We start from the raw sequence: 25,709 nt of genomic DNA on the forward strand, positions 1-25,709 counted from the left end.
AAAGCTAGGCGGTGCCGACCGCCTGCGCAATGCTGCTCATGCCCTCGCGCTTCACCCGGTCGGCGAGGCCGCGCACGATCCGTCGGACCAGCCGCGGCCCCTCGAACACAAGCGCGCTGTAAAGCTGGACCAGGCTTGCCCCGGCCCGGATCCGCTCCCACGCGTCGTCGGCGCTGGCGATGCCGCCGACGCCGATCAGGGGAATCGCACCGCCGCTGGCGCTGCGGAAGTCCTTGAGCCGCTGGAGCGCGAGGTCCTTCAGCGGCGCGCCCGAAAGGCCGCCTGCCTCGCCCGCATGGCGGGAGCGCAGCGGGGGGCGGCTGATCGTGGTGTTCGACACGATCAGCGCATCGAGCTTGTGGTCGAGGGCGATCCGGCAAATTGCGTCGATATCCGCTGGCTCGAGGTCGGGCGCGAGCTTCAGGAAGATCGGGACAGAGAGCGTGCCGCGCGCGTCGATCACGGCATCGAGCAATGCGGCCAGCGCACCTTCATCCTGCAGCGCGCGAAGACCCGGGGTGTTCGGGGACGAGATATTGACGGTGAGATACGACGCCAGCGGAGCCATGATCCGGGTCATCGCCGCATAGTCGGCGATCCGGTCTTCGGAGTCCTTGTTCGCGCCGATGTTCGCGCCGACGATCCCGATGCGGCCGGCGCGATCACGCAGCCGCCGCGCCGCGGCTTCCGCGCCCTCGTTGTTGAAACCCATCCGGTTGATCACGGCCCGATCTTCGACCAGCCGGAACAGGCGGGGCTTCGGATTGCCCTCCTGCGGCCGCGGGGTCACGGTCCCGACTTCGGCAAAGCCGAACCCCTGGCGCAGCAGCGCATCCGGCACTTCGGCATTCTTGTCGAATCCCGGCGCGATTCCGACCGGATTGGGGAACGACAGGCCGCCGAGGTCGATGCGCAGGACTGGATCGGCGGCGGGCGCGGCCGGCAGCGGCAGGTTCGCAAGCGCCGCGACCGTCATGCGGTGGGCGCGCTCCGAATCGATGGCAAAAAGCAGCGGACTGATCAGCGAATAGGCGGTCATGGCGGGGCGGTTATCCCGCAATTCCCGACGATGCCAGCATCGCCGCGAAAAATTCGAACGCCGGTGATATCGTTTGCAACTGCTTTCTTGCGCCAATGCGGGGAGGATTTGTCGATTCCATACAATCTCGACTCATAAGGTTGGCTTAGGACGGCCTTGCGACCCGAAGGGCTCGGTGCAGGAATGTATCGGGTTCTCGACTTTACGGCGGCCTTGTCGAATATCGGCGAGGCCGCCCTTTTTTTGCCTTGGGTTCCCGCACCTTGCGCGAAGTCAGTCGACCAAGGACTGGAACTCCTGCTCAAGCCAGGCGCGCATCGCCGGGTCGAGATCACCCTCCAGCGGCGTCAGTGGATAAAGCAGTCGGTAGGTATAGAGCCCGGCCGAAACGAGCAGCAGCCGCGCCGCCCGCACCGCGCCCTCGGGTTCGCCGAACCAGCGCGTCAAAGGTCCGATCACCCGCGACCTGAGCAACCGGTCGGCAATGGCCCGGGCCACCGGATCAGCGGTTGCCAGCACGAGCATCGGCAACGGATTGCGGCGCAGGCCGGGCGCGGTGAACGCGGCGACAAGATCCCTGCCGAAGGTGGCGCGGTTGCGTTCGGTGAGCAATGCGACATCCAGCGCGGCGTCGAGCGCTGCTTCGAACAGGCTCTCCTTCGATCCAAAGTAGCGGTTGACCAGAGCCGGGTTGACCCCCGCCGCGGCCGTGATGTCCCGGACGCCAGCGGCGGCATATCCCCTGCTCGAAAAGGCATCCTGGGCCGCGTGCAGGATCGCCTCGCGGGTGCGGGCCGCGTCGCGGGCTGGGCCGACGGAATGCTGATGCTTCGTCAATTTCATTTGACACGACAAGTAATCATCCGTTTACATGTGGTCAACGCATGGGAGAGAAAAGCATGTCGACAGGCTTCGCCATTCCGTCGGTCCACCTGCATCTTGGACTGGAGGCCCGCGCGAGCGGCAGCGGCGGCAGCCGCGAGCACATCCATCCGGTCAGCGGGGAAGTCCTCGCGACGATCCCCCTCGCCGGACCCGACGAGGTCGCGGAGGCCGTCGAGCGCGCCGAAGCTGCCCGCGAGGGCTGGCGCCGGACCGCGCCCGAGCAGCGCCGCCAGATCCTGAACCGGCTTTCCGACCTGATCGAGGCCCGCAAGCGCGAGTTCGCCGAGGCCGCCGCGCTCGACGGCGGGACGCCGGTGTTCCAGGGTGAACGCGGCGTCGATACCGCCGTCGCGTGGACCCGCTATTACGCCGGCTGGTGCGACAAGCTGACCGGCGACCTGATGTCGACCTTCGACACGCGGGGCGAGCTGTCCTACTCGGTGCCCGAGCCGATCGGGATCGTCGGCATCATCAACACCTGGAACGGACCGCTGATCGGCCTTGGCATGAAGGTCACCGCGGCGCTCGCCGCCGGCAACTGCGTCATCTGCAAGCCGGCCGAGATCACCCCCTTCGCGCCCGAATTGTTCGCGCGCTGCGCGAAGGAGGCCGGTCTTCCCGATGGCGTGCTCTCGCTGATCCCCGGCACCGGCGAGGCGGGTGAGGCGATCGTTCGCCATCCGAAGGTTCGCAAGATCAGTTTCACCGGCGGTCCGCTTACCGCGCGCAAGATCCTCACCGCCGCGGCCGAGCAGATCAAGCCGTCGGTCATGGAGCTCGGCGGCAAGTCGGCCAGCCTGCTGTTCCCGGACTGCGACATCCGCAAGGCGTGCGAGCGGGCGATCTTCTGGACCATCGGCATCCTCGCCGGGCAAGGCTGCGCGCTGCCGACGCGCCTGCTGGTCCACGCGGACATCTATGACGAGGTGCTCGAAAACCTCGTCGAGATCGCCAGGGGCTTTACCGTCGGCAATCCGATGGAGCCCGGCGTCTGGGTCGGCCCGGTCATCAGCGCAGCCGCGGCGGAGCGGATCACCGGTATGTTCGACCGGGTGCGAGAGCAAGGCTCGGGCCGGTTCGTGCTGGGCGGCAACCGCTGCGGCGGCGCGCTCGCCAAGGGCAACTTCATCGAGCCGACGATCATCGCCGACGTCGATCCCGACAGCGAGATCGCGCAGGTCGAGATTTTCGGGCCGGCGCTGGTGGTGATGAAATTCCGCGACGAGGACGAGGCGATCGCCATCGCCAACAACAGCGAATACGGGCTCGCCGCCTATATCCAGACCGACAACCTCGAGCGCGCGCACCGGGTCGCGGAGCGGCTCCATGCAGGCGGGGTCTATGTCAACGGCGCGACCCAGATCAATCCGCATACGCCGTTCGGCGGAGTCGGCATTTCCGGCTTCGGCAAGGAGGGCGGCAAGGCCGGGATCGAGGAGTTCCTCCATATGAAGACCGTCACGATCGGCGTCGGTGCCGGCATTTTCAGCTGAGGGAGGCACATATGGCATTCTCCAACCAGGAATTCCGCCTCGACGGCAAGGTCGCCATCGTGACCGGCGCGGGCGCGCGAGAGCACAGTATCGGGCGTGCCTATGCCCTGGCCCTGGCCCAGGCGGGCGCGAAGGTCGCGGTCGCCGACATTTCGGGCGAGGGTGCGGCAGGGGTTGCGGCAGAGATCGGCGATAACGCCATCGGCATCGCGGTCGACATTACCGACCGTGCCTCGACCATGGCCATGGCGCAGCAGGTCGAGGCGGCGTTCGGCGGAATCGACATCCTCGTCAACAACGCCGCGCTGATGGTCGACATCGGCTGGTCGCCCGCCAGCGTGATCGGTGAAGGCGAGTGGAACCGGGCGCTCGCCGTCAACCTGACTGGTGCGCTGAATTGCACGCAGGCCGTGCTTCCGGCGATGAAGGCGCGCGGCGGCGGGCGTATCGTTAACCAGCTTTCCGCCGGGGCCTTCCCGGCACAGACCGTCTACGGCGTTACCAAGGTCGCATTGCTGGGCCTGACCACGACGCTCGCCAAGGAGCTCGGGCCCGACGGCATCACGGTCAACGCCATCGCTCCGGGAATGACCACCAGCGCGGCGGGTTTGTCGCTGACCCCGCCCGACAGCCCGCTGGTCCAGGCCGTCGCCTCGCGAACGCCGATCCACCACATGGCCGACCCCGATGAGCTGTGCGGGCCATTGCTGATGCTCGTGTCTGACGCCGGGCGGTGGATGACCGGGCAGGTGCTCAATGTCGATGGCGGCTGGGTCATGCGCGGCTGAAACGAAGAGGGGCCGCGGGGAAGGCTTCTCCCCGCGACCCCTCCCGTCGCCGCCACGGCGAGAATAGGTTCAGCCGAGCATGCCGGCGAGGCGGCTGCGGATGATCGCCTCGGCATCGCCCACGATCCGGTCGAGCAGTTCCTGGCAGGTGGGGATGTCATGGATCAGGCCCTGGACCATCCCGGCCCAGAAGATCCCCTTCGAGAGGTCTCCGGTCTCTAGCAGTTCCCGGCCCGCCGATCCGGCGACCAGTTCCTGCACGTCGGAAAACTGCGCGCCGGGCTGGGCCAGCCGGCGAGCGACTTCGTCCGAAACCGGGCTCTTGCCGACGCGGGCGGTGTTCTTGAAGCTGCGGAAAATGAGGTGCGTGCCGCGCTCGTCATTGTCGATGTAGGCCTGCTTCACGTTGCCGTGAATCTGCGCCTCCTGCGTGGCGCAGAACCGGGTGCCCATGTTGATCCCTTCGGCCCCCAGCGCAAGGGCGGCGGCAAGGCCGCGCCCGTCGCCGAACCCGCCCGAGGCGAGCATCGGGATCGAGACCTTGTCTGCGGCGGCGGGGATCAGGATCAGGCCCGGGATGTCGTCCTCGCCGGGATGGCCGGCGCACTCGAATCCATCGATCGAGATCACGTCGACGCCGGCCTTCTCGGCCGAGACGGCGTGACGCACCGCGGTGCACTTGTGCAGGATGGTGATGCCGTGGGGCTTCAGCATCTCCCAGATCTCGCGCACCGCGGGGGTTCCCGCGGTTTCGACCACCTTCACACCGCTGTCGATGACGGCCTGGGCATAAGCCTTGTAGTCAGGCGCGTTGATTGTCGGGAACACGGTCATGTTGACCCCGAACGGCTTGGCGGTCATCGACCGGCAGCGTTCAATCTCGGCGCGCAGCGCGTCGGGACTGGGCTGGGTGAGCGCGGTCAGGATGCCGAGACCGCCGGCGTTCGATACCGCACTGGCAAGTTCGGCGATGCCCACGCTCTGCATTCCGCCCTGGACGATCGGGCGCTCGATGCCGAGCAGTTCGGTGATGCGGGTCTTGATGGCCATCGTCGACGATCCCCCTCAAATCAGGTATTGCACCTGGTTATATAACTCGAGTGCTACGTCAAGATTTAACTGTGCGGTTAAACCGGCCTTAGGTGGCGCAAGCGGCATTGGTCAAGCCGCTCCGGTCAGAAAATATCAAAGCCATCGCCGAGCGCGGCCCGCAGCTTGTCGAGCGCCTGCGCTTTCAGCTGATGGACACGCGGTATCGACACGTCGAGCACCCCGGCAATCTCCGCAAGGTTCAACTCTTCGACGAAGTACAGCTGGATCACCATTTGCAGGCGCTCGGGCAAGGCCGCGATCGCTTCTGCGACCGCGCTGCGCAGCTCGCTGTCGGCGAGCAATGCGAAGGCGTCGGGCCGCTCGTCGGCGAAGGCGAGATCGCTTTCGGAATAGGCCTCGTCGATCGATTCGAAGCGCAAGGGCTCGCTGGACGCGCGGCGCTCCTCGAGCTCCTCGGCGCTCAGTCCGAGAGCCTCGGCGAGTTCCGCGTCGTGCGGCGGGCGGCCGAAACGGGCCGTCAGCTCCGCAATCTTCTCGCGCAACTGCCGCCGCCGGTCTGCCGCCCCTCGCGACAGCGGGGCTGCGCGGCGGACAAGGTCGACCATCGCCCCGCGCACCCTCAGCTTGGCATAGGCGGCAAAGCCGTCCTCGCCCGGCCCGGCATGGCGCTGTGCGGCTTCGGTCAGGGCCACGAGCCCGGCCTGGACCAGGTCTTCCAGCTCGATCCCGGCCCGGCCGGAGCCATGGACGTGCCAGGCGAGGCGGCGGACCATCGGCAGGAAGCGGCGGACCCGGTCTGCGGCATCGTCCTGATAAGCACGGGCGGCGGCGAAGCCCCTGTGATCATGCTTCATGTGCGGTCGTGTTTCATGCGGGAACCGTCTCCGGTTGCGGCAGCGCGGGCGGCGCGGGTTGAGATTGCTCGCCGATCACCGCGATCACTTCGATCGGCTGCGACGGCGGGAGCTCGGAGATCGACAGGACCTGGCACGCGGGCGCGCGCAGCTTGAGCAGGGCGGCCAGAGCGCGGCGGGCCCGCGGCTGGACGATCAGCGCCACAGCCGAAGCGCCCGGCCCGCGCTCTTCGACGATCGCCGCGATCCGCTCGCCGATGGCGCGGCCAAGATCGGGCTCGATCACCGGCTGCCCCGTCGCCGGGTCGTGCATGCCTTGGACGATCATGTTCTCGAGCCCGGCGTCGAGCGTGAGCACCGCCAGCCGCTCGTGAGGTCCGCAGCACCGCGCCACCAGCAAGGCGCCCAGCTCGGCGCGAAGCAGGTCGACGAGGCGGTCGTGCTCGATGGTCTGCTGGACCGCTTCGGAGAGCGCCGAGAGCAGCGGCAGGGGATGGCCGATGGGGATCCCGTCCGCCAGCAGGGCCCGCAGCAGGCGGGTCAGCGCTCCGAGCGAGAGCGGCTGCGGATGAATGGTTTCGACGAGCCCCGGCGCGCGGTCCTTCACCGCGTCAAGCAGGTCGCGGACCTCGTCGGCCCCGAGCAGCTCCTGCGGCCGGTCGCCGAGCAGCTGGTTGAGGTGGGTCGCGATGACGGTCGAGGCATCGACGGTGAGGAACCCCTCGGCGATGGCGTGGTCGCGCTGGGCCGGGTCGATCCACAAGGCGGGGCAGCCGAACGAGGGATCGACCGTGGCTTCGCCGCTGAGCCCGTGATCCGCCCGCGCTTCCCCGGCGTCGATCGCGAGAACCCGGTCGGCGCGGATGGCCGCGCCGCCGATCGGCACCCCGCCGAGCAGCACCCGGTAGTCGTCCGGCGGCAGTTCCAGCGCGTCGCGGACCCGGAACTGCGGGACCACGAACCCGAACCCCTGGCTGAGCTGCTTGCGCACGCCGGTAATGCGCGTGACCAGCGGCGAGCCGCGGCGGTCGTCGATCAGCGAAACGAGGCCATATCCCAGTTCGATCGTCACCAGCGTATGATCGGACACGTCGTCGAGCGTGATCCGCGCGGGATCGACCGCGACCGGTTCGGCCACGACGGGCTCGGCGGCGCGGGCGGCACGTTTGCGCAGGCTCCACCACAGCCATCCGGCCAGGCCCGCCGCAGGCAGGAACACCGTTTGCGGCATCGCGGGTATGAGCCCGATCGCGCCGAGTATGCCGGCCACCGGGAGCCACGTGCGCGGGTCGGAGAACTGGCCGCCGATCTGTCCTGCGAGATCGCGACTGTCGGAAACGCGGGTGACGATCACCGCGGCGGCGATCGACAGAAGCAGCGCGGGCACCTGCGCCACCAGCGCGTCGCCCACCGCCAGCGTCACGTACTTCTGCGCGGCGTCCGCAGCGGTGAGGCCGTGGCTGAGCATGCCGAGGCAGAAGCCGGCGATGATGTTGACGCCGAGGATCAGCAGCGCGGCGATCGCGTCGCCTTTCACGAACTTGCTCGCGCCGTCCATCGAGCCATAGAAATCCGCTTCGGTCGCGACTTCGCGGCGGCGGGCCTTGGCTTCGTCGGCGGTCATCAGTCCCGCTGCAAGATCGGCGTCGATGGCCATCTGCTTGCCGGGCAGGGCATCAAGGGTGAAGCGCGCCGAGACTTCGGACACGCGGCCCGCGCCCTTGGTCACCACGACCAGGTTGATGATCATCAGGATCATGAACACGAACAGGCCGACCGCGAAATTGCCGCCGATCAGGAACGCGCCGAACGCCTCGATCACGTGGCCCGCCGCCGCTCCGCCTTCGTGCCCGTTGACCAGGACGACGCGGGTCGATGCGACGTTGAGCGCCAGCCGCAGCAGTGTCGCGAACAACAGCACCGAAGGGAACGAGGAGAAGTCGAGCGGCTTCTCCGCATTCATCGCCGCCATCAGGATCGCCACCGACAGCGCGATATTGAGGACGAAGAACACATCCAGCAGCACCGCCGGCGTGGGCACGATCATCAGCACGATGAGCGTGAGGATGCCCGCCGGAAGCGCGAGCGCGGCAGGGCTGCCGATGCGCTTCATCAGGCTCAAAGCCCGAACCTCCGCAGCGCGCCATAGGCGGCCTGGACATGGGCCGGGGCGGCCGAGCGGTCGCCAAGCGCGAAGGCATCGCGCAGGGTGTCGGCCATGGAAGGAGCGCTCGGGGATGGGGCGGGCTCGGTGGCCGACGCATCACTGCGCGCCCAGGCGGGCACTCCGGCCGTTCCGGCCCAGCCGCCTTGGGGCAGCGACCCGCCCTCCATCGCCGCGTCCAGCCTTCCGCGCAGCAGGTCCATCACCGCGCCCAGCGAGCGCGGCGCGCCGGCCTTGTCATAGAAGATCGCGCGGTTGGCAGCGGCGGCGCGCGGGTTGACCGCCGCCGCGCTCTGCGACGGGTCGGCGGCGAGTGCGGCCAGGAAATTCGCCGCGCCTTCCGCGCCAAGAAAGTGCGCGAGGTAGAGTTCGGCGCTGTCGGGCGTGCGCCCCAGCGCGCCGGTCAGGGCGGCCTTGTTGTCGTTGGCGAGTTCTGCGGCCATCAGCGCGGACATCTGGGGATCGAAGCGCATCGCCATGATCTGCGCCCGCAACGCCGGATCATCGACGCGCCCGCCCTCGATGGCGGCCCCGGCCCAGCCGAGGCCGTGCTCCGCGCCGTGCCGGTCCAGCGTCGCCAGCCAGGTGCCACCGGTGAACTGGTAAAGCCCGGCCGCACTCGAGGTGCCGGCCTGCGCCAAAGGGTCGAGGCTGGATTCCAGCCGGGCCTGGCCAAGCAGGTAATCGAAATCGACCCCGGTCCGCTGCGCCGCCACCGCGATGGCCGCGCGCACATCCCCTTGTCCGATTGCCGTTACTGACCCCACGAACGCGCTCCGTCTGTTGCGACGAAGGGGGTTCAGCAAAGGCCGTGCCACGTGCGGCTACGGGTGATTACGTATTGCGGCGGGCCGCCAGCACCAGCGCCGGTTTCGCCCGGTAGAGCGCGGCCGAGCCGGTCAGGGCGTCCAGCCGCGCCGAGACGTTGGCGGCGACGAGGTTGCGGACCTGGCGGTTGACCTCGTTGAGCCGCCGCGCCGCCTCGACAAGGCCGCGGCATTCGGCGTCGAGCGAAAGCGGGCTCGCCGTGTCGAGCCGACCGCAGAGTGCCTCCTTGCCAGTCGCCGCGAGGGTGATTGCCTCGACGTCGAGGCCGGCAAGCGCCTGCCGCTCGTCTTCGAGAACGGCCAGCATCTGCCGCAGCGTCTCGCGCAGTTCGGCCTTGGTCATGGTCATTCCTGGGGGCTCCTCAGCAACATGCCGGCGGCGATCATCGCGTCGGCGATCTTGGTCGGGATCACCGGATAGCTGCCCTGCTGGACCGCCTTGCGGATGACCGCGACGCGCTCGGCATCGACGGGCGGCGCACCGGCATCGAATGCGGCGCTGCGCTCCAATGCGGGTGCGGCTGGGCGGGCGTTGGCGTTGCCCCGGCTGTTGCCCGGGGAAACGGTGACAGTCCTGACCTGCACCGGCCCAACCGGCCGTGTCGGTCCGATTTCAATCGGGGGCATGGTCGTGCTCCATGGTTGGTCTCCATGGGCAAGGACGGACGGACGCTGCCGGGTTTAAGGGCGCATCCGGAAAATTCCTGCCGCCGGCCTAACGGACCGGCAGCGAGACGAGGCCGGGACGGATCACCCGGGCGCGCAGCGGTTCGCTCTTGCCCGCAGGACGGACGCGAATCCACGCCCCGACCGCGCCGGCCTCGAGCGCCTCGCCGGGCTGGGAGACGGAGAATCCCTCACCGCTCGCCTCGATCGTGATCGCTTCGCCGCGGGCAACCGCGGGAGTGGCGGCGACGGCCGGCGCGGCGACCAGCAGAGGCACGAAGATGCGCCAAGACCCCGCGTCCGGGCAGGACACGACGACGGCGTCGCGGCGCGCTCCGTTCCAGCCGAGGGCAAGCGGTTGCCGGCAGGCGGCAAGGCGAAGGCGCCGGTCGACCGGCAGCGTCGCGCCGCCAGCCTGTCCGATGGCGGCCCCCGCAAACTGCGCCACGGCGGCATCGATGGCGGCGAGATCGGCGAACGTTTCGGCCTTTGCGGATGGCGCAACGGCCACCAGCACGAGCGGCAAGATCAGGCGTTTCATCGACAGGATTCCTTCCGGTGGCTTTGCCCCGGATCACTGCAAGCCGCGTGCCAGCCCATCGAGGTCATAGGTCAGGGCCGCGAAGGCCCCGCCCTCCTGTCCCGGCTCGACGATCACCCGGGAGGGTGTGTCGCCCGCCGCAGCAAGGCGCTGTGCTTCCGCCAGCGCAACATCGCGCCGCCCCGGACCATAGGTCACGACGATCGTCAGGCGCAGGCGCGGGTCGGCGGCCTGCGCCTTGAGCCATTCGCTGAGCAGCGGCGCGCCGGGGCCGGGCCGCCAGACCGCGACGGGATCGCCCCGCATGGGCGCCGGCTCGACCCCTGGCTTCGGCGCGGCAGGCGCGCTCGAAACGGCGGCCGCCGTCAGCATGAACAGGATCAGCGAAAGGTCGGCGAGCACGGTCTGCCAGCCGCTTCCAGCGCGCGCCTTCATGCGCGGCGACGCGCGCGCGGCCGCTCGGCAACGGGCGCGAGATGGGGGATGGCGGGCGCCACCTGCAGGGCCAGCCAGTCGAGCACCTCCTGCCGCTGGCGCTCTTCGGCCTCGGCAGCGCGTTCGACCGCGCGTGACAGCGGGGCGAGCACGAGGTTCGCCAGAAGGACGCCGTAAAGCGTGGTCAGCACCGCCATCGAGATGGCCCCGAACAACGCACCCTGGGCAAGGCCGCCCGCCGGGAGCTGCGACAACGACACCAGTGTCCCGACCAGCCCGAAGGCCGGTGCCAGCTCCGCCGCCTGGGCCAGCGTGCGGACCGCCTTGTCCGCGCTGGCGGTGCGGCGCGCCTTGTGCGTCTCGTGGCGTTCGATCAGCGCGGCGAGCGAGCGGCTTTCCAGCAGCGCGTCGGTCGCCTCGTCGAACTCGGCATCGCCGCTGTGCCGGACGGCCGCGCGCAGCAGCCCGTCCTGGCGGATCGCGCTGACCTGCCCGGCGAGCACCGCTTTCGTTTCGGCCGCATCGAAGTGTCGCCGGCGCAGCCCGGCGACCGCATGGGCGGCGGCGATGCTGTCGCCGAGACCGGCGCGCAACACGGTTGCGAGGAAAGTCCCCCCGACGACGATCGCGCCTGATGGTCCGTCGAGCAGATTTGCCAGTTCCATCGCCGTCGTCGCGCCTTTCGTGTGCCGGGACTTCCTAGGACGGCCGGGCAGCGGGGCATTTCACCCGGCGGCGCGATTTTGCCGGACCCGGCAGCAACTGGCCGGGTGATGCCCCGCAGCTTTGCGCAATTCCACAGTCTTCTGCGCTTTTAGGCATTTGGCACGCGCTTTGCTGATTGTCGGTCGCACGATCCCCTGCGGAGGAACAATGAGCGAGACCCTGTTCGGCATTCACGGCGCGGCGCTGGAATTGCGTTCGCAGCGCATGGGCCTGATCACCTCGAACATCGCGAACGCGGCGACCCCCGGATACAAGGCGCGCGACATCGATTTCGCCGCCGCACTGAAGGCGCGAACCGGCGGGGCCGGTCTTGACGAGGCGATGCGCGGCGCGGCGCAGTACCGGGTGCCGGTGATGCCCAGCCTCGACGGCAACACCGTCGAGATGGCGACCGAACAGACCGCGTTTTCCGAGAACGCCGTCGGCTACTCCGCCACGCTCTCGTTCATCCGCGGCCGGGTCGAGACGGTGACCCGCGCGCTGAAGGGCGAATGACGATGCCTGCCCCCATGACCCTGTTCGACGTCGCCCAGCGGGGCATGTCGGCACAGCTCGTGCGGATGAATTCCGCCGCCTCGAACCTCGCCAACGCCGGGTCGGTCGCGGCGTCCGAGCAGGACGCCTACCGCCCGCTCCGTCCCGTCTTCGCCGAACAGCTCGATCGCACCACGGGGCTCGCCACCGTTCGCGTGCAGGGCGTCTACCGGTCCTCTGCAACTCCGCTGCGAGAACATGATCCGGATCATCCGCTGGCCGACGCCAATGGCGATGTCTGGTCGGCGCCGGTCGATGAGAACGCCGAGATGGTCGAGATGCTCGATGCCTCGCGACAGTACCAGAACCTGGTCGAGGCGCTGTCCACCGCCAAGCAGCTGATGCTCGAAACCCTCAGGAACAAGTGACCGGGAGCCTCCCATGACCGTATCTGCCGTCAATTCCGCCGGATCGGCGACGATCCTGCCCAAGGACGCCAAGGCCGGCTTCGCCGCGCTTGGTGCCGGCGATTTCCTCAAGCTGATGACCGCCCAGCTGCAGCAGCAGGACCCGTTCAGCCCGATGGATAACAAGGAGATGCTCGCCCAGATGGCGCAGTTCTCCTCGCTTTCGGGCGTCACCGAGATGGGCGAAACGCTCAAGCAGATCGCCACCAAGCTCGACGCCGTGCTCGCCCAGCAGGCCGCCGCCGCGCCCACGACTTCCGCCTGAACCGGAGAAAGCCATGTCCTTCTACACTTCGCTCAACGGCCTCAAGAACGCCCAGACCGACCTCGGCGTGATCGCCCACAACATCGCCAACGTGGAGACCACCGGCTTCAAGAAGAGCCGCACCGACTTCGCCGACATCGTCGCGGGCTCGGCCTACACCAACCCGCGCCTGATCCAGGGGATCGGCGCGACGGTCGAGGCGATCAGCCAGAACTTCGCGCTCGGCCCGGTCGAGCAGACCGGCTCCGCCCTCGACCTCGCCATCAACGGCGACGGGTTCTTCACGACCAAGTCGGCGCTGACCGGGCAGACCCTCTTCACCCGCAACGGCAGCTTCACGATCGACGATTCGGGGTTCATCCACGACGGGTCGAACAATCGGCTGCAGGTATTCCCGGTCGATGCCGCCGGAGCGATTTCGGGCACGACCCCGGTCGACGCGCAGGTGCCGGCCACAAACGCTGCCGGGGCCGATTTCGCCGGGCTCACAGTCAATGGCGACGGAGCTGTGGTGGCCTCGTTCGCCGACGGCACCAACCAAGTCGTCGGCGTGGTCGCGCTGGGCTCGTTCATCGCTCCCACCGGGCTGAAGCAGGTCGGTTCTTCGAACTGGCAGGCGACCGGGCTGTCGGGAGCGCCCAAGTACGGCCAGCCGGGCACCGCGCAGTATGGCCAGCTCCTGTCGGGCGCGCTCGAACGCTCGAACGTCGATATCGCCGAGGAACTGGTCGGCCTGATCACCGCCCAGCGCAACTTCCAGGCCAACGCCAAGGCCATCGATACCGCGACCCAGATCTCGCAGACGATCATCAACCTGCGGACGTAACGTCCCCCCCCTCCCGCATGCGGGAGGGGCCGGGGGTGGGCCTGGTGCCCTGCCCCGGTCCGCGCCCACCCCCAACCCCTCCCGCTCGCGGGAGGGGAACCAGGAGCCGAAATGGACCGCCTCATCTTCACCGCCTATTCCGGCATGACCGGCAGCCACGTGCGCGAGCGGGTCATCGCCAGCAACATGGCCAACGCCCAGACCATCGGCTTTCGCGCCGAGACGCTGAACTTCACGCCGATGACGCTCAAGGGTCCGCAGCTCGAAGCGCGGGCCATGACCAGCGGCGAGGTTCGCGGGGCGAGCATGAAGCAGGGCTCGCTGGTCCAGACCGGCAATGCGCTCGACCTCGCTATGACCGGCAAGGCGCTGCTCGCGGTGCAGGCCGCGGACGGGGAAGAGGCCTATACCCGGCGCGGCGATCTATCGCTGTCGCCGACCGGCGTGCTCCAGAATGGCGATGGTCGCCCGGTGATCGGCGATGCAGGACCTATCACGGTGCCGCCGGGATCGAAGGTCTCGATATCGCCCGACGGGACCGTGCTCGTCGCCAATCCGGCAACGCCCGAAGCCCCGCCCGCGCCGCTCGCCCGGATCAAGCTGGCGTCACCCGCCGGCACGAAGATCGCCAAGGGGCTCGACGGGCTGTTCCGCGTGGAGGGGGGTGGCGCGCTGCCCGGCGACGAGGAAGCCCGTGTCATGACCGGCACCCTCGAGCAATCCAACGTCGATCCCACCCAGGTCCTCGTCGAAATGGTCGAGGCCCAGCGCCTGTTCGACATCCGCACCAAAATCATCGCCACCGCCCGCGACATCGACGAGGGCGGGACCAGCCTGATGCGCCTGAACTGAAGGAATTCCGCCCATGCCCACTTCCGCCCTTCACGTCGCCCGCACCGGATTGGAGGCGCAGGACCTGCGCATGCAGGTCATCGCCAACAACCTCGCCAACGTCGGCACCACCGGGTTCAAGAAGGACCGCGCCAACTTCGCCACGCTCGCCTACCAGGACGCCCGCGTCGCCGGGCAGCAGTCGAGCAGCGAAAGCGCCTATGCGGTCGGCCTGAACCTCGGCACCGGGGTCGGCGTGCAGGGGACCAGCCGGATCGATACCCAGGGATCGCTCCAGGCGACCGGCAATGCGTTCGACCTCGCGCTCGATGGCGACGGCTATTTCCAGGTCCAGCTTCCCGGCGGACAGCTTGGCTATACCCGCGCCGGCAACTTCAGCCGCAGCGCCGAGGGCCTGCTGGTGACGGCGCAAGGCTATGCCCTCCAGCCGCCGGTGACAGTGCCCGAAGGCACGACTTCGCTGACGGTATCTGCGGACGGCACCGTGTCGGCCGCGCTCGCCGGACAGGCCGAGCCAAGCCAGCTTGGCCAAATCACCGTGGCCAGCTTTCCCAATCCTGCGGGGCTGCAGGAAAAGGGCGACAACTTCCTGCTCGAAACCGCGGCCAGCGGCGCGGCGCAGCTTGGCGTTCCCGGCGAAGGCGGGCGCGGCAACGTGCGACAGGGCTACCTCGAAGCGAGCAACGTCAACGTCGTCGAGGAGCTGGTCGACATGATCGAGTGCCAGCGCGCCTACGAGATCAATTCCAAGATGATCTCGGCCGTCGACGAGATGCTCAAGAACGCGAACCAGACGCTGTGAGCGGTGCAATGAAACGAAGCTCCTGTCTCCCCCTCCCGCAAGCGGGAGGGGGCCGGGGGGTGGGCCTGCCCGGAAAGCACACCGGCTCCTGGCCTACCCCCAGCCCCTCCCGCTTGCGGGAGGGGGGCATGGTTGCGCTCGCGGCGCTGCTGGTTGTCTTCTCCCCCGCCCAGGCCCGCAAGGCGCCGCAGGGGTTCCAGCCCGTGCTCCCTGCAGCCCCGGCCGAAAAGCCGGCCGACGGGGCGATCTTCAACGCCTCCGCCGGATACGCCGGCCTCGTCGAAGGCCAGCGCGCCCGCGCGGTCGGCGATCCGCTCACGATCGTGCTGGTCGAGCAGATGACCACGACCAAGTCCGCCGGCAGCAAGAGCGACCGCAAGGGCAGCTTCAATGTCGTCCCGCCCAGCGCCGGACCGCTGTCGTTCCTCAATCCCGATGCCCTTAAAGCGTCGGGCGGTTCGTCGTTCAACGGGCAGGGCAATGCCACGCAGACGAGTTCGCTCGGCGGCGAGGTGTCCGTCACCATCGCCGAGGTGCGGGCCAACGGCACCGCTCTCGTCCGCGGAGAAAAGCGCTTGCTGCTGAGCCAGGGCCAGGAATGGGTGCAGTTCTCGGGGATCGTCCGGCTCGCCGACGTCAGCCCCGACAACCGCGTCGCATCGACCCGCGTCGCCGATGCGCGGATCGAGTACGCTGGCAACGGATCGGTCCAACGGGCCGGCCGGGAGGGCTGGCTGTCGCGTTTCTTCAACACGATCAGCCCGTTCTGAAGGCGAGGAATCATGCCGATCCAGACCTCCCGCCGCATCCACCGCGCCGCGATCGCGGTGCTTTTCCTGTTCGCCATGGTTTTGGCCGCCCTCCCCGCTCACGCCGAGCGCGTCCGCGATCTTGGCGCGTTCCAGGGCGTGCGCTCGAACCAGCTGACTGGCTACGGCGTGGTCGTGGGTCTCGCCGGAACGGGCGACGACAACCTCGAATACCTCGGCCAGGCGATGAAGGGCGTGTCCGGGCGGCTCGGCGTCAACCTGCCCGAGGGCGTCAATCCCAGCCTCAAGAACGCCGCCGCGGTGCTGGTGACAGCCGAATTGCCGCCCTTCGCCAAGCCGGGGCAGCGGATCGACGTGACCGTGTCCACGCTCGGCAAGGCCAAGTCCCTGCGCGGGGGGGCGCTGATCCTGATGCCGCTCTACGGCGCGGACGGGCAGATCTATGCGATGGCGCAGGGCAACCTCGCGGTCGGCGGGCTGGGCATTTCCGCCAAGGACGGCTCGCAGCTCACCGTCAACGTGCCCACCGTCGGCCGAATCGCCGAAGGTGCGAGCGTCGAGCGTGCGGTGCCGACCGGCTTCGCATCGGGCGAAGTGCTGCGCTGGAACCTGTTCACCGCCGACTTCCTCACCGCCGCGCGCGTGCGCGACGCGATCAACGCCCGCTTCCCCGGCACCGCCATGGTCGAGGACGGGGTGACCCTCGCCCTGTACCTCCCCGATGGAGCGGACCTCCGCGCCTCGTCCATGGCGGCAATCGAGATGATCGACGTGACCCCGGCGGAAAGCGCCGCGAAAGTCATCGTCAACAGCCGCACCGGCACGGTCGTGATCAACTCGGCAGTGCGCCTCTCCCCCGCCGCGATCAGCCACGGCAAGCTGGTGGTGAGGATCGACGAGAAGCCCCAGGTCTCGCAGCCCGCGCCGTTCAGCGACGGGCAGACCACCGTCACGCCCAACAGCGCGATCAGCGCCGAGGAGCAGGGCGACCGCGTCGCACTGCTGAAACCCGGCGCGTCGTTGTCTTCGCTGGTCGATGCGCTCAACACGCTCGGCGTCAGTCCCTCGGATCTCGTTGCGATCCTCGAGGCGCTGAAACAGGCAGGGGCGCTCAAGGCGGAGATGGTGGTGATATGACCATCGCCCCTATCCCTCCCGCGGCCCGTGCCGACACGCAGCGTGCGCAGCTGACCGCCGCCGCGAAGCAGTTCGAGGCGATCTTCGTCCGCCAGATGCTGGCCGAGGCGCGCAAGACCTCGTTCGGCGCAGATGCGCTGCTGGGCGGCCAGGCGCTGGGCACCTTCCGCCAGATGCAGGACGAACGCTTCGCCGAGATCGCGGCCGAGACCGGCGCGCTGGGGATTGCGAGGCAGGTCGAGGCGGCGCTGGCGGCGCGCATTTCTCCCCTCCCGCATGCGGGAGGGGCCGGGGGTGGGCCTGATCCGGACAGCACAGTGGCTCCCGGCCCATCCCTGACCCCTCCCGCAAGCGGGAGGGGAACGGACAGCACTGGCGTAATCTGGGACCGGGAGGTGTAAGTGCCCTCCGACCTGCTCTCCATCGGCAAGAGCGGCGCGCAGGCAGCGCGGATCGCGCTCGACGTCACCGCGCAGAACATCGCCAATGCCTCGAGCGACGGCTACGTGCGCCGCACCGTCAGCCTGGCCGAGGTCGCCTCGGCGGGCGGGCAGGGGCGGATCGGTGACATTTCGCTGTCGGGCGTGCGCCTGCGCAGCGTGGTCCGCCAGGCCGACCTGTTCCGCCAGGCCGAGGTCCGCCGCACCGGCGCCGACCTCGCCCGCGCCGACGCCGAAGTCGCGGGGCTCGAGAACATCGAAACCGCGGTCGAGCAATCGGGCGTCTATCCGGCGATCGTGGGCTTCGAGGGCGCGGTCGAGCGACTTGCCGGAGACCCGGTCGATCCGTCGCTGCGCGCGGCCGTGCTCGAAGATGCGCGCACGCTGGTGCGCACCTTCAACATCGCTTCCAGCGCGCTCGATTCCGCCCGCGACGGCCTTCACTTCACCGCGGACGACGACGTGACGCAGGTCAACCGCCTGGCAGGCGAACTGGCGCGAACCAACTTGCGCCTCTCGCGCGCAGCGGATTCGACCAGCGATAAGTCGGCCCTGCTCGACCAGCGCGATTCACTGCTCGAACAGCTGAGCCAGTACACCGATGTCGCCACGAGGATTTCCGCCGACGACACCGTGGAGGTGAGCCTTGGCGGACCGACCGGGCCGACGCTGGTCAGCGGCGGGACGGCGAGCGCCTTGGCCGTCAGCAAGGCAGCCGACGGCACGCTGTCCTTCACGCTTGCGGGCGGTCCGGTGACGGTCTCGGGCGGCTCGCTCGCCGGCAAGGCGCTGGCACTGGCCGAGCTCGTCGACACCCGCGGCCGGCTCGATACGGTGGCCGAGGCGATCATGTCGGCGGCGAACACCGCGCAGGCGGGCGGCGTGGACCTCGCCGGCAATGCGGCTCAGCCCTTCTTCACCGGGGTCGGTGGCGGGGCGGGCGGCATGACGCTGGCGCTGAACGACGGTTCGCAGATGGCAACCGCACCGGCCGGCTCGGGTCCGCAGAGTCGCAACCCGGCAGCGCTCGACGGCTTGCGCGCCGCCCTGGCCAGCGGCGACCCGGCGGGCGAGACCGACAAGCTGCTGTTCGACATTTCGGGCACCGTTGCGGGGCGCACCGTGACCCGCGATGCGCTGAAGACCATCGCCGACACCACCCGGATCTCGCTTCAGTCGCAGGCTGGGGTCGATCTCGACCAGGAGGCCGTCAACCTCGTCCGCTACCAGCAGGCGTTCCAGGCCAACGGGCGGGTGATGCAGGTCGCCTCGAGCCTGTTCGAAACCTTGCTGTCCATCAGGTGAGGATCCCATGACGACCGAAATTCGCGGCACCAGCACCGGCGCTTTCTATGACCGGGCCACGCTCTCGATCGGCGGCCTGCGCCAGCGCGCGGAGGACCTGCAGGAGCAGATCGGGAAAGGCGAGCGGCTGTCGCGCTCCTCGGATGACCCGGTTGCCGCCTCGCGGCTTCGCGTGCTTGCCCGGGCACAGTCGCTGACCAAGATCGACACGACCAACGCCGATCGCGCCAATGCCGATCTCCAGCTGGCGGACGATGCCCTGTCCTCGTTCGCCGACTTCGTGATCCGGGCGCAGGAACTCGCGACGCAGGCGTCCAACCAAACGCTCACGGCCGCCCAGCGCGCCGGGATCGGCGTCGAGCTCGGCCAGCTCCACGGCGACCTCGTCGCCCTCGCCAACAGTCGTGACAGTGCGGGCCACGCGCTGTTCGGCGGCGAGGTGAGCGGCCCGGCCTATACGCTCGATGCCGCCGGCAACGCCGGATACGTCGGCACCGCCAGCGCGGGCGAGCTGTCGCTGGGCGAGGGCCAGTCGGTCATGCGCGGCATCACGGGCCCCGAGTTCCTGAGCTTCGGCGGCACCGATCTCATGGCGACGATCAAGGGGCTGTCCGATGCGCTGCAAGGCGGGGTTGCGGACCCGCTCGCCGCCGCCAAGGCCGCCCTCGACCCCCTGGAAAGCGGCCTGCAGTCGGTCACGACGGCGCAAACGGTGGTGGGCTCGCGTCTCGCCTGGATCGAGCTCAACACCCAGCGCCGCGAGACCCTGTCAGAACTACGCGCCGGAGAGCAGAGCGAGATCGGGGCGACCGACCTCGCCGAGACTGTCGCCCGCCTGCAGGAAACCATGACCGTCCTCGAAGCGAGCCAGGCGAGCTTCGCCCGCCTCTCGCGCCTCTCCCTGTTCGACGCGCTCGGCTGAGCCGCGCCGCCCCCATCCGGAACCCGTCCCATGTTTTCAGTTGTCGGAATTGTCATCCTTATCGTCATGGTCTTCGGCGGATTTGCCCTCACCGGCGGCGCGCTCGGTCCGGTCATGCACGCAATCCCGCACGAGATGCTGATCATCGGCGGTGCGGCGGCGGGGGCGCTTGTCACCGGCAACTCAATGCATGAACTGAAAGCACTGGGCGGCGGGCTGGGCCGCGTGTTCAAGGGCCCGAAGCACACCAAGCAGGATCATATCGACGCGATCATCCTGACCACGCGGCTGATGAAACTGCTCCGCTCCGATGGTCCGGTGGCGCTGGAGAGCCACGTCGCCGAGCCGCAGAACAGCGCGATATTCGCCGAGTTCCCGCGCCTCCTTGCCAACAAGGAGCTGGTCCACCTGATCGCCGACACGCTGACCCTTATCGTGGTGTCGTCGGGCACGCTCGATACCCACGCGGTCGAGGAGGTCATGGACAACTCGATGAAGACCGTGTTCCACGAGATGCAGGAACCGCAGCACATCCTCCAGAACTTGGCCGACGCGCTGCCGGCGCTCGGCATCGTCGCGGCGGTGCTGGGCGTGGTGAAGACCATGGGCTCGATCGACAAGCCGCCGTCGGTGCTGGGCGGAATGATCGGCTCGGCGCTGGTCGGCACGTTCATGGGGGTGCTTCTGGCCTATGGCATGGTCGCGCCGCTCGCCTCGCGGCTGAAGCAGGTAAACGACGCCGACGAGCAGATCTTCCACGCGGTCAAGCAGGTGATCATCGCCTCCCTCCACGGCCACCCGCAGCCGCTGGTGGTCGAAAGCGCGCGCTCGGGCCTGGGCCACGCCTTCCGCCCCGGCCTCAACGAGCTGCTCGACAGCCTGCGGGGCCGCTGAGATGGCGCCGCCCAAGGGCAAGAGCGAGCCGGTCGCGCCGATCATCGTCAAGAAGGTGACGGTGGTCGCCGGAGGCCACCACGGCGGCGCGTGGAAAGTCGCCTACGCCGACTTCGTCACCGCGATGATGGCGTTCTTCCTGCTGCTGTGGCTGCTTGGCGCCACCACCGAAAAGCAGCGCAAGGGCATCGCCGACTATTTCACGCCGACGCTGGTCAAGCTTCGTCAGGAGAGCGCCGGCTCGAACGGGCTGCTGGGCGGCAATTCCATCACCGATGTCGACAATTATCCCAACCGCCAGGGCCAGACCGGCACCCGGACCATGACCATCCCGCTCGACACGACTGGCGGGCCGAAGGAAGGCGCGGCGCACGCCAAGCGTGTCCAGCACCTCGAGCAGGCGCTCAAGGAGAAGCTCGAGCAAAACGCCCAGCTGCGCCGCCTGCAGCGGCAGGTGCGGCTGGTCGACACCAGCGAGGGCATCCGCATCGATCTGGTCGACGATGCCGACTTCGCGATGTTCCGGCTGGGCACCACCGTGCTGACGCCCGAGGCCGTGGCGTTGCTCGGCGCGATCAGCGGGGCCGTGGGACCGGACGGAGGACTGCTCACCATCCGCGGCCACACCGACGCGCTGCCATGGAAGGATGGCGGCGGAAACAACTGGTCGCTCTCCGCCGGCCGTGCCGAGGCGACCCGCCAGGCGCTGATGCGGAGCGGCATAGCCCCCGATCGTTTCGCCCGGATCGAAGGCGTGGCCGATCGCGAGCTGCTGGTGAGGGACAACCCCCAAGACCCGCGCAACCGCCGGATTTCGATCCTTCTCGCGCGCTGAATGCGGGTGATCCCTTGTCGGCGAAGGCCGATTGGGGCAGCGTCAGGAAGATGGGACGACGGCTCGGCTTGGCACTGGCGGCATTTGCGGCGGGCTGGACGATGTCCATTCCGGCTGCAGCCAGGCCGGGCGCGATCGCCACGCCTGCCGTCGCCGCCCCGGCACCTGCTCCTTCCTTTGCGCAGTTCGCCGAAAGCCTCGGCCAGCCGCCCCGGGTACTGCTCTCTGAAGACGGAGAGACGCTCTACATCGTCGGCACGTTCGACGAGGGCGCGTACCTCAAGGTGTCGCAGGTCGCCGAACCGGCGACGCGGCTGCGCCGGGTCTATCTTGCGTCCTACGGCGGGGTCACGATCGAGGGGCGGATGATCGGCCTCTATATACGCCGCCGGGGGCTCGATACCTATGTCGAGCAGGTCTGTGCCTCGGCCTGCACCATGGCCTTCATTGCGGGGCGTGAGCGGGTGCTCGGCCCGGCGGCGCGGATCGGGTTCCACCAGGGTTTTTCGCTGGGTGCCGACGGGACGATCGAAGTTTCGAAGGACGAGCCCACAGCATACTCGGCCGACCGGGGCTTCCCACCCATCGTCGGCATCAGCGGCACAGCGTTGATGCGGCAATCCTACGAAATCGGCGGCGTGGATGGCGAATTCATCGCCAGGGCGCTCGCCACGCCAAGCGAGACGATGTGGTATCCCGAAGAGCCGGAATTGCGCGCCGCGCGCGTCGATACCCGCTTTGCCGCCCGGCCCGAACTGCCCCCGCCGCCCGGGATCGGCAGTCCCCGTGCCGAGAGTGACGAAGCGTTGGCGAGGCTGCCGCTGTGGCAGGCGCTCCGCGCCTATTCACCTGCAACCTTCGAGGCGGCAGCGGAAGAGGTGTGGCGCGGGATCAACACCGGCCTGCGCCCCTCGATCGCCCGCTGGGCCGGCCGCGCCGTGATCGTGGACTTCGCCCTGAAGGAGCTCCCGGCCGCCCCCGATCCGCTGCTCGACGCCACCATCGTGCTGTATGGAGACATGGCGCGGAGCGAACGGCAGCTTGGGTATGCCTCGTGCCGTCCTGCGGGAGACCTCGTCCCGAAGGCGCCCAATCCCGAGATCGCCGCGTTTGCCGCCCGCGAGGATGCGCTCATGGTCCGGCTGTTTTCCGAGCCGGCACGCGTTCCGCGAATGAGCGACAAGGAGGCGACCCGGGTGTTCCGCAAGGCGGCCAAGAAGATCGCCGCGCGCGGCCACTTCGACTGGTTGGGCGAAGGCGACGAGGCCGATTGCCGCAGCGGTCTGCAGGCGCTCGAGGCTATCGCGGATCTCGAGCCCAAGCGGCGCGCGTCGACTTATCGGGCGATGCTGTCATTGCCCGGTGAGGAAGCCACCGCGGATGCTGCCGCCGGCGCTGCCGCATCGGAGGACAGACATTCGCCGGAGGATGACCGCAACCGGCATTGAAGGCAGCACATTCATTCGCTGCGGTCGATGTAGACCCCCCGCGCGAAGTCCTGTTCGATCAGTGCGAGGGTGACGAGGTCCGCCAGAAGCAGCGTGGCGAATCCGACGGCAGGCGCGTCCTTGTCACCCCACGCAAGATCCTTGAGATGTTTCTGCAACGCCGGAGCCCATAACCGCGCAGGGTTGCGCGACTTGAGGATCTGCGCGCGATTCTCGGCGAACCAACGCTCGACCACCGCAGGATCGTGGCCGGTGTTCGCGACCGCCTGCATGTTGGCCTCGTGGTAAAGCGCAGCAGCGGCATACGCGATCGAGCTGCCGGACTTGCCCGCCGTCCACGGCCAAGCGTCGACGCACCGCCCCTCTCCCAGGCGGAGCAATCGGTCGATCTCGTCGGTCCGCGGCGAATTCGTGTCATCGCCGCCGCGCTGAAGCTCGTCGATCATCAGGATCAACGCGATCTCGCGGTCTTCCTGCGGCATCGCGTCCAGCACGCAGGACACTTTGTCCGGGAGGACCGGGCCGGCCGCCTTCGCAGCACCGCGGACCGGCCGCTTGCCGGCCGCTTCGAGCGGCACAGCGGGCAGCAGCAGTGCGGCGGTGGCGAGGCCCGCGATGATGCGACACAGACGGCGCTCAATCCCCATCGCGCCGAAGCCTAGGCATCCTGCGCTGCTCTGACCAGAGTCGGATAGCCCCGCATCGGAGGTGAAATTCATGCTTTCGGCCCGGCAAACCACGGATGGGGCTGGCGCTTCCGGATCGATGCGATAGTTTCACTCGCATCAAATCAGGAAGGGGTTCCGGTTGATGAAGAAGGCATATGTGCTTGGGACGGTCGGCGCGCTCGCGCTGGCCGGGATGGGTTATGCCGCCGCGGGTGGCGGTTCGGGAATGTTGTCGGGTTCAGCGGTCCGGCTTTCCGCGAGTGCCAGCAAGGCGCCGGACGTTGCGGTCAACGCCACACCTGCGGCGGTCGAAGGCGACACCATCGCCGATGCGTGGATCTGCGCATTCAAGGCCGGCGCGGTCGGCCGCGGGAACGAACGCGCCGAAGCGGCACGCGCGGCAGCGGCCGGCGGCGGCCAGCTCGGTCACGTCTACACCACCGCGCTGCAGGGCTTCTCCGTCCACGCCTCGGCACGGGGCCTGGCGCAGATGAAGGCGCATAACCCGAACATCGGCACCTGCGAGGCCGACCGGATTGCCCGCATCCCCGCACCGATCATGATCGCGGCCAGGCCAGGCGGCGGCGGCACCCAGCCGGCGCAAACCAGGCCTTATGGCATCCTGCGCGTCGGCGGCGGGATTTCCGGTGCGACCGGAACGGCATGGGTGATTGATTCGGGGATTGATCTCTCGCACCCCGATCTCAACGTGGATGTTGCCCGCAGCAAGAACTTCGTCAGCCGCGAAAACTCGCCGCAGGATCTCAATGGCCACGGCACGCACGTGGCCGGGACCATTGCGGCCAAGGACAACACGATCGGCGTGATCGGTGTCGCGGCGGGCGCCAAAGTCGTCGCCATCCGTGTCCTCGACCGGCGCGGTAGCGGTGCCTATTCGGACGTCATTGCCGGGGTCGATTGGGTCGCCGCCAACGGCGCTACCGGCGACGTCGCCAACATGAGCCTTGGCGGTCCGGTCTCGGCCCTGCTCGACCAGGCCGTGATCAACGCCTCGACCAAGGTCCGTTTCGCGCTGGCCGCTGGCAACGAGACCGACGACGCCAACAACCACTCGCCGGCGCGGGCCAACGGGCCCAATATCTACACGATCTCGGCGATCAACAGTACCGACACGTTCGCCAGCTTCTCTAACTACGGCAATCCGCCCGTGGACTATGCGGAGCCGGGGGTTTCGATCAACTCGACCTGGCTGAACGGCGGTTACAACACCATTTCGGGCACCTCGATGGCCTCGCCGCACATGGCGGGGCTGCTCCTGCTCGGCTCGATCCGCTCCGGCGGGACGGTGAAGTCCGATCCTGATGGCAACCCCGATACGATCGGGATCCACTGACGAGATGGCGCGGCGGGCTCCGGCCCGCCGCACTCATTCGAACATCCGGCGATGCTCCGCGCTGCCGACCGCGTCGCGCAGCTCGGCGAGGTTGCTGACCGCGCCCGAGAGGTCCTCGCCGGTCATCTTGAGCAGTCCCGCGTTGAGAGCCCGCGGCTCCACGCCGAGAAAGCGCTGGACCGCGGCAAAGGTCCGGGACGTGTCCCGAACCATGTCTTCGTAACTGATCCCGAGCAGGGGCAGACCGAGGCCGGCGGCAAAGTCGAGCACTTCCTGGCGACCCTCCTCGATCCAGCCAAGCCGCTCGACGAATTCGCCGGGCTCGATCCGGACCGCTCCGGGGACCTGCGCCGGATCGTCGGTATTGTGCCGGCCATGCTCCGCGAACAGCGCCTCGCTGCGGGACCATGAAATGGTCTGGCGGACGGCGTTGTGACGGACGAGGGTGATGACGCGGCACTCCCGCTGCCGCAGGATGTCAGCGAAACGCTCGGGCTGCGCCACATCGATCAGCTTGGTCTTGAATCCCTTCGCGCGTTCCCGTCTCAGGAGCGAGGGGCGCAAGAATCGTTCGATCCACCGGATCTGATCGGCTCCGTCGCGCCCGACCAACTCCTCCCCGCGCGACACGATGCGGGGATGGCCGTCGAGCGCCTCGACGAGCCACGAACTGCCGGAACGTCCGACAAACAGAATGACGAAATTCGTCGCCCCCGACACGCGAACCGCAGCCCCTCGGTTTCCCCCGCACGCGAGCATACCCGAAGTGGGCGGGGTCG

The 25,709-nt window shown here is 68.6% G+C and carries 30 protein-coding genes; 17 read left to right on the forward strand and 13 right to left on the reverse strand.

What is annotated here, in order from left to right; genetic code table 11:
• Window positions 1-4: 4 nt before the first annotated feature.
• Window positions 5-1,039 (reverse strand): quinone-dependent dihydroorotate dehydrogenase, encoded by a 1,035-nt coding sequence (locus AC3WLD_RS02155; RefSeq protein WP_492555254.1) that lies wholly within the window; start codon window positions 1,037-1,039, stop codon window positions 5-7.
• Between the two features lie 273 nt (window positions 1,040-1,312).
• On the reverse strand, window positions 1,313-1,882 hold the full coding sequence (locus tag AC3WLD_RS02160) for a TetR/AcrR family transcriptional regulator (RefSeq protein WP_492555255.1): 570 nt from the start codon (window positions 1,880-1,882) through the stop codon (window positions 1,313-1,315).
• A gap of 56 nt (window positions 1,883-1,938) precedes the next feature.
• Here AC3WLD_RS02160 and AC3WLD_RS02165 point away from each other — a divergent pair, with 56 nt between their 5' ends.
• Both AC3WLD_RS02165 and AC3WLD_RS02170 read left to right on the forward strand, forming a co-directional pair.
• Entirely contained in the window at window positions 1,939-3,417 is a 1,479-nt protein-coding gene (locus AC3WLD_RS02165; RefSeq protein ID WP_492555256.1) for an aldehyde dehydrogenase family protein, read from the forward strand.
• An 11-nt stretch (window positions 3,418-3,428) separates the two neighbouring features.
• Window positions 3,429-4,205, forward strand: coding sequence for an SDR family oxidoreductase (locus AC3WLD_RS02170; RefSeq protein ID WP_492555257.1), 777 nt, complete (start codon window positions 3,429-3,431; stop codon window positions 4,203-4,205).
• 69 nt (window positions 4,206-4,274) lie between these two features.
• On the opposite strand, the gene AC3WLD_RS02175 is transcribed toward AC3WLD_RS02170, so the two are convergent.
• The 9 genes from AC3WLD_RS02175 to AC3WLD_RS02215 all read right to left on the reverse strand — a co-directional run bounded on the left by AC3WLD_RS02175 (window position 4,275) and on the right by AC3WLD_RS02215 (window position 11,410).
• Window positions 4,275-5,255, reverse strand: a complete 981-nt coding sequence (locus AC3WLD_RS02175) for an NAD(P)H-dependent flavin oxidoreductase (protein ID WP_492555258.1) — start codon at window positions 5,253-5,255, stop codon at window positions 4,275-4,277.
• Between the two features lie 125 nt (window positions 5,256-5,380).
• Window positions 5,381-6,112 (reverse strand): sigma-70 family RNA polymerase sigma factor, encoded by a 732-nt coding sequence (locus AC3WLD_RS02180; RefSeq protein ID WP_492555259.1) that lies wholly within the window; start codon window positions 6,110-6,112, stop codon window positions 5,381-5,383.
• A 13-nt stretch (window positions 6,113-6,125) separates the two neighbouring features.
• Window positions 6,126-8,225, reverse strand: coding sequence for a flagellar biosynthesis protein FlhA (locus AC3WLD_RS02185; protein ID WP_492555260.1), 2,100 nt, complete (start codon window positions 8,223-8,225; stop codon window positions 6,126-6,128).
• Window positions 8,226-8,230: 5 nt separating this feature from the next.
• Window positions 8,231-9,010, reverse strand: a complete 780-nt coding sequence (locus tag AC3WLD_RS02190; RefSeq protein ID WP_492555338.1) for a lytic transglycosylase domain-containing protein — start codon at window positions 9,008-9,010, stop codon at window positions 8,231-8,233.
• A 100-nt stretch (window positions 9,011-9,110) separates the two neighbouring features.
• Window positions 9,111-9,452 (reverse strand): flagellar protein FlgN, encoded by a 342-nt coding sequence (locus tag AC3WLD_RS02195; protein WP_492555261.1) that lies wholly within the window; start codon window positions 9,450-9,452, stop codon window positions 9,111-9,113.
• Window positions 9,449-9,730: a flagellar biosynthesis anti-sigma factor FlgM gene (flgM, locus tag AC3WLD_RS02200; protein ID WP_492555262.1), complete on the reverse strand. Its 282-nt coding sequence runs from the start codon at window positions 9,728-9,730 to the stop codon at window positions 9,449-9,451. Before flgM ends, AC3WLD_RS02195 begins: the two co-directional genes overlap by 4 nt.
• An 88-nt stretch (window positions 9,731-9,818) precedes the next feature.
• On the reverse strand, window positions 9,819-10,310 hold the full coding sequence (locus AC3WLD_RS02205) for a flagella basal body P-ring formation protein FlgA (protein ID WP_492555263.1): 492 nt from the start codon (window positions 10,308-10,310) through the stop codon (window positions 9,819-9,821).
• Between the two features lie 33 nt (window positions 10,311-10,343).
• Entirely contained in the window at window positions 10,344-10,745 is a 402-nt protein-coding gene (locus AC3WLD_RS02210; RefSeq protein WP_492555264.1) for a hypothetical protein, read from the reverse strand.
• A complete protein-coding gene (locus AC3WLD_RS02215) occupies window positions 10,742-11,410 on the reverse strand; it encodes a MotA/TolQ/ExbB proton channel family protein (protein ID WP_492555265.1) in 669 nt (222 codons plus the stop codon). Before AC3WLD_RS02215 ends, AC3WLD_RS02210 begins: the two co-directional genes overlap by 4 nt.
• Before the next feature lie 208 nt (window positions 11,411-11,618).
• Between AC3WLD_RS02215 and flgB the strand changes: the two genes are divergently transcribed.
• The 14 genes from flgB (at window position 11,619) to AC3WLD_RS02285 (ending at window position 22,908) form a co-directional block, all read left to right on the forward strand.
• Window positions 11,619-11,966, forward strand: coding sequence for a flagellar basal body rod protein FlgB (flgB, locus tag AC3WLD_RS02220; RefSeq protein WP_492555266.1), 348 nt, complete (start codon window positions 11,619-11,621; stop codon window positions 11,964-11,966).
• A complete protein-coding gene (gene flgC, locus AC3WLD_RS02225; protein WP_492555267.1) occupies window positions 11,963-12,373 on the forward strand; it encodes a flagellar basal body rod protein FlgC in 411 nt (136 codons plus the stop codon). Before flgB ends, flgC begins: the two co-directional genes overlap by 4 nt.
• Before the next feature lie 13 nt (window positions 12,374-12,386).
• Window positions 12,387-12,677: a flagellar hook assembly protein FlgD gene (locus AC3WLD_RS02230; RefSeq protein ID WP_492555268.1), complete on the forward strand. Its 291-nt coding sequence runs from the start codon at window positions 12,387-12,389 to the stop codon at window positions 12,675-12,677.
• Window positions 12,678-12,690: 13 nt separating this feature from the next.
• Window positions 12,691-13,503 (forward strand): flagellar hook-basal body complex protein, encoded by an 813-nt coding sequence (locus AC3WLD_RS02235; RefSeq protein WP_492555269.1) that lies wholly within the window; start codon window positions 12,691-12,693, stop codon window positions 13,501-13,503.
• Between the two features lie 111 nt (window positions 13,504-13,614).
• Entirely contained in the window at window positions 13,615-14,355 is a 741-nt protein-coding gene (locus tag AC3WLD_RS02240; protein ID WP_492555270.1) for a flagellar basal body rod protein FlgF, read from the forward strand.
• A 13-nt stretch (window positions 14,356-14,368) separates the two neighbouring features.
• Window positions 14,369-15,157, forward strand: a complete 789-nt coding sequence (gene flgG, locus AC3WLD_RS02245) for a flagellar basal-body rod protein FlgG (protein ID WP_492555271.1) — start codon at window positions 14,369-14,371, stop codon at window positions 15,155-15,157.
• A 128-nt stretch (window positions 15,158-15,285) separates the two neighbouring features.
• Entirely contained in the window at window positions 15,286-15,927 is a 642-nt protein-coding gene (locus tag AC3WLD_RS02250) for a flagellar basal body L-ring protein FlgH (RefSeq protein WP_492555272.1), read from the forward strand.
• A 75-nt stretch (window positions 15,928-16,002) separates the two neighbouring features.
• Complete coding sequence (locus tag AC3WLD_RS02255) at window positions 16,003-17,064, forward strand: flagellar basal body P-ring protein FlgI (RefSeq protein ID WP_492555339.1); 1,062 nt, start codon at window positions 16,003-16,005, stop codon at window positions 17,062-17,064.
• On the forward strand, window positions 17,061-17,465 hold the full coding sequence (locus AC3WLD_RS02260) for a rod-binding protein (RefSeq protein ID WP_492555273.1): 405 nt from the start codon (window positions 17,061-17,063) through the stop codon (window positions 17,463-17,465). Before AC3WLD_RS02255 ends, AC3WLD_RS02260 begins: the two co-directional genes overlap by 4 nt.
• A complete protein-coding gene (flgK, locus tag AC3WLD_RS02265) occupies window positions 17,466-18,809 on the forward strand; it encodes a flagellar hook-associated protein FlgK (RefSeq protein WP_492555274.1) in 1,344 nt (447 codons plus the stop codon). It begins immediately after the preceding gene.
• A gap of 7 nt (window positions 18,810-18,816) precedes the next feature.
• Window positions 18,817-19,731 (forward strand): flagellin N-terminal helical domain-containing protein, encoded by a 915-nt coding sequence (locus tag AC3WLD_RS02270; RefSeq protein WP_492555275.1) that lies wholly within the window; start codon window positions 18,817-18,819, stop codon window positions 19,729-19,731.
• A 30-nt stretch (window positions 19,732-19,761) separates the two neighbouring features.
• Window positions 19,762-20,625 (forward strand): flagellar motor stator protein MotA, encoded by an 864-nt coding sequence (gene motA, locus AC3WLD_RS02275; protein WP_492555276.1) that lies wholly within the window; start codon window positions 19,762-19,764, stop codon window positions 20,623-20,625.
• Window position 20,626: 1 nt separating this feature from the next.
• Entirely contained in the window at window positions 20,627-21,460 is an 834-nt protein-coding gene (locus tag AC3WLD_RS02280; RefSeq protein ID WP_492555277.1) for a flagellar motor protein MotB, read from the forward strand.
• A 50-nt stretch (window positions 21,461-21,510) separates the two neighbouring features.
• Complete coding sequence (locus AC3WLD_RS02285) at window positions 21,511-22,908, forward strand: COG3904 family protein (protein WP_492555278.1); 1,398 nt, start codon at window positions 21,511-21,513, stop codon at window positions 22,906-22,908.
• 11 nt (window positions 22,909-22,919) lie between these two features.
• Here AC3WLD_RS02285 and AC3WLD_RS02290 read toward each other — a convergent pair whose 3' ends face one another.
• A complete protein-coding gene (locus AC3WLD_RS02290) occupies window positions 22,920-23,555 on the reverse strand; it encodes a hypothetical protein (protein WP_492555279.1) in 636 nt (211 codons plus the stop codon).
• Window positions 23,556-23,718: 163 nt separating this feature from the next.
• On the opposite strand from AC3WLD_RS02290, the gene AC3WLD_RS02295 reads away from it, so the two are divergent.
• Entirely contained in the window at window positions 23,719-24,930 is a 1,212-nt protein-coding gene (locus AC3WLD_RS02295; protein ID WP_492555280.1) for a S8 family serine peptidase, read from the forward strand.
• Between the two features lie 33 nt (window positions 24,931-24,963).
• Here AC3WLD_RS02295 and AC3WLD_RS02300 read toward each other — a convergent pair whose 3' ends face one another.
• Window positions 24,964-25,650 (reverse strand): hypothetical protein, encoded by a 687-nt coding sequence (locus AC3WLD_RS02300; RefSeq protein WP_492555281.1) that lies wholly within the window; start codon window positions 25,648-25,650, stop codon window positions 24,964-24,966.
• Window positions 25,651-25,709 lie beyond the last annotated feature (59 nt).

The organism is Novosphingobium sp. FW305-C-111 (assembly GCF_058783565.1).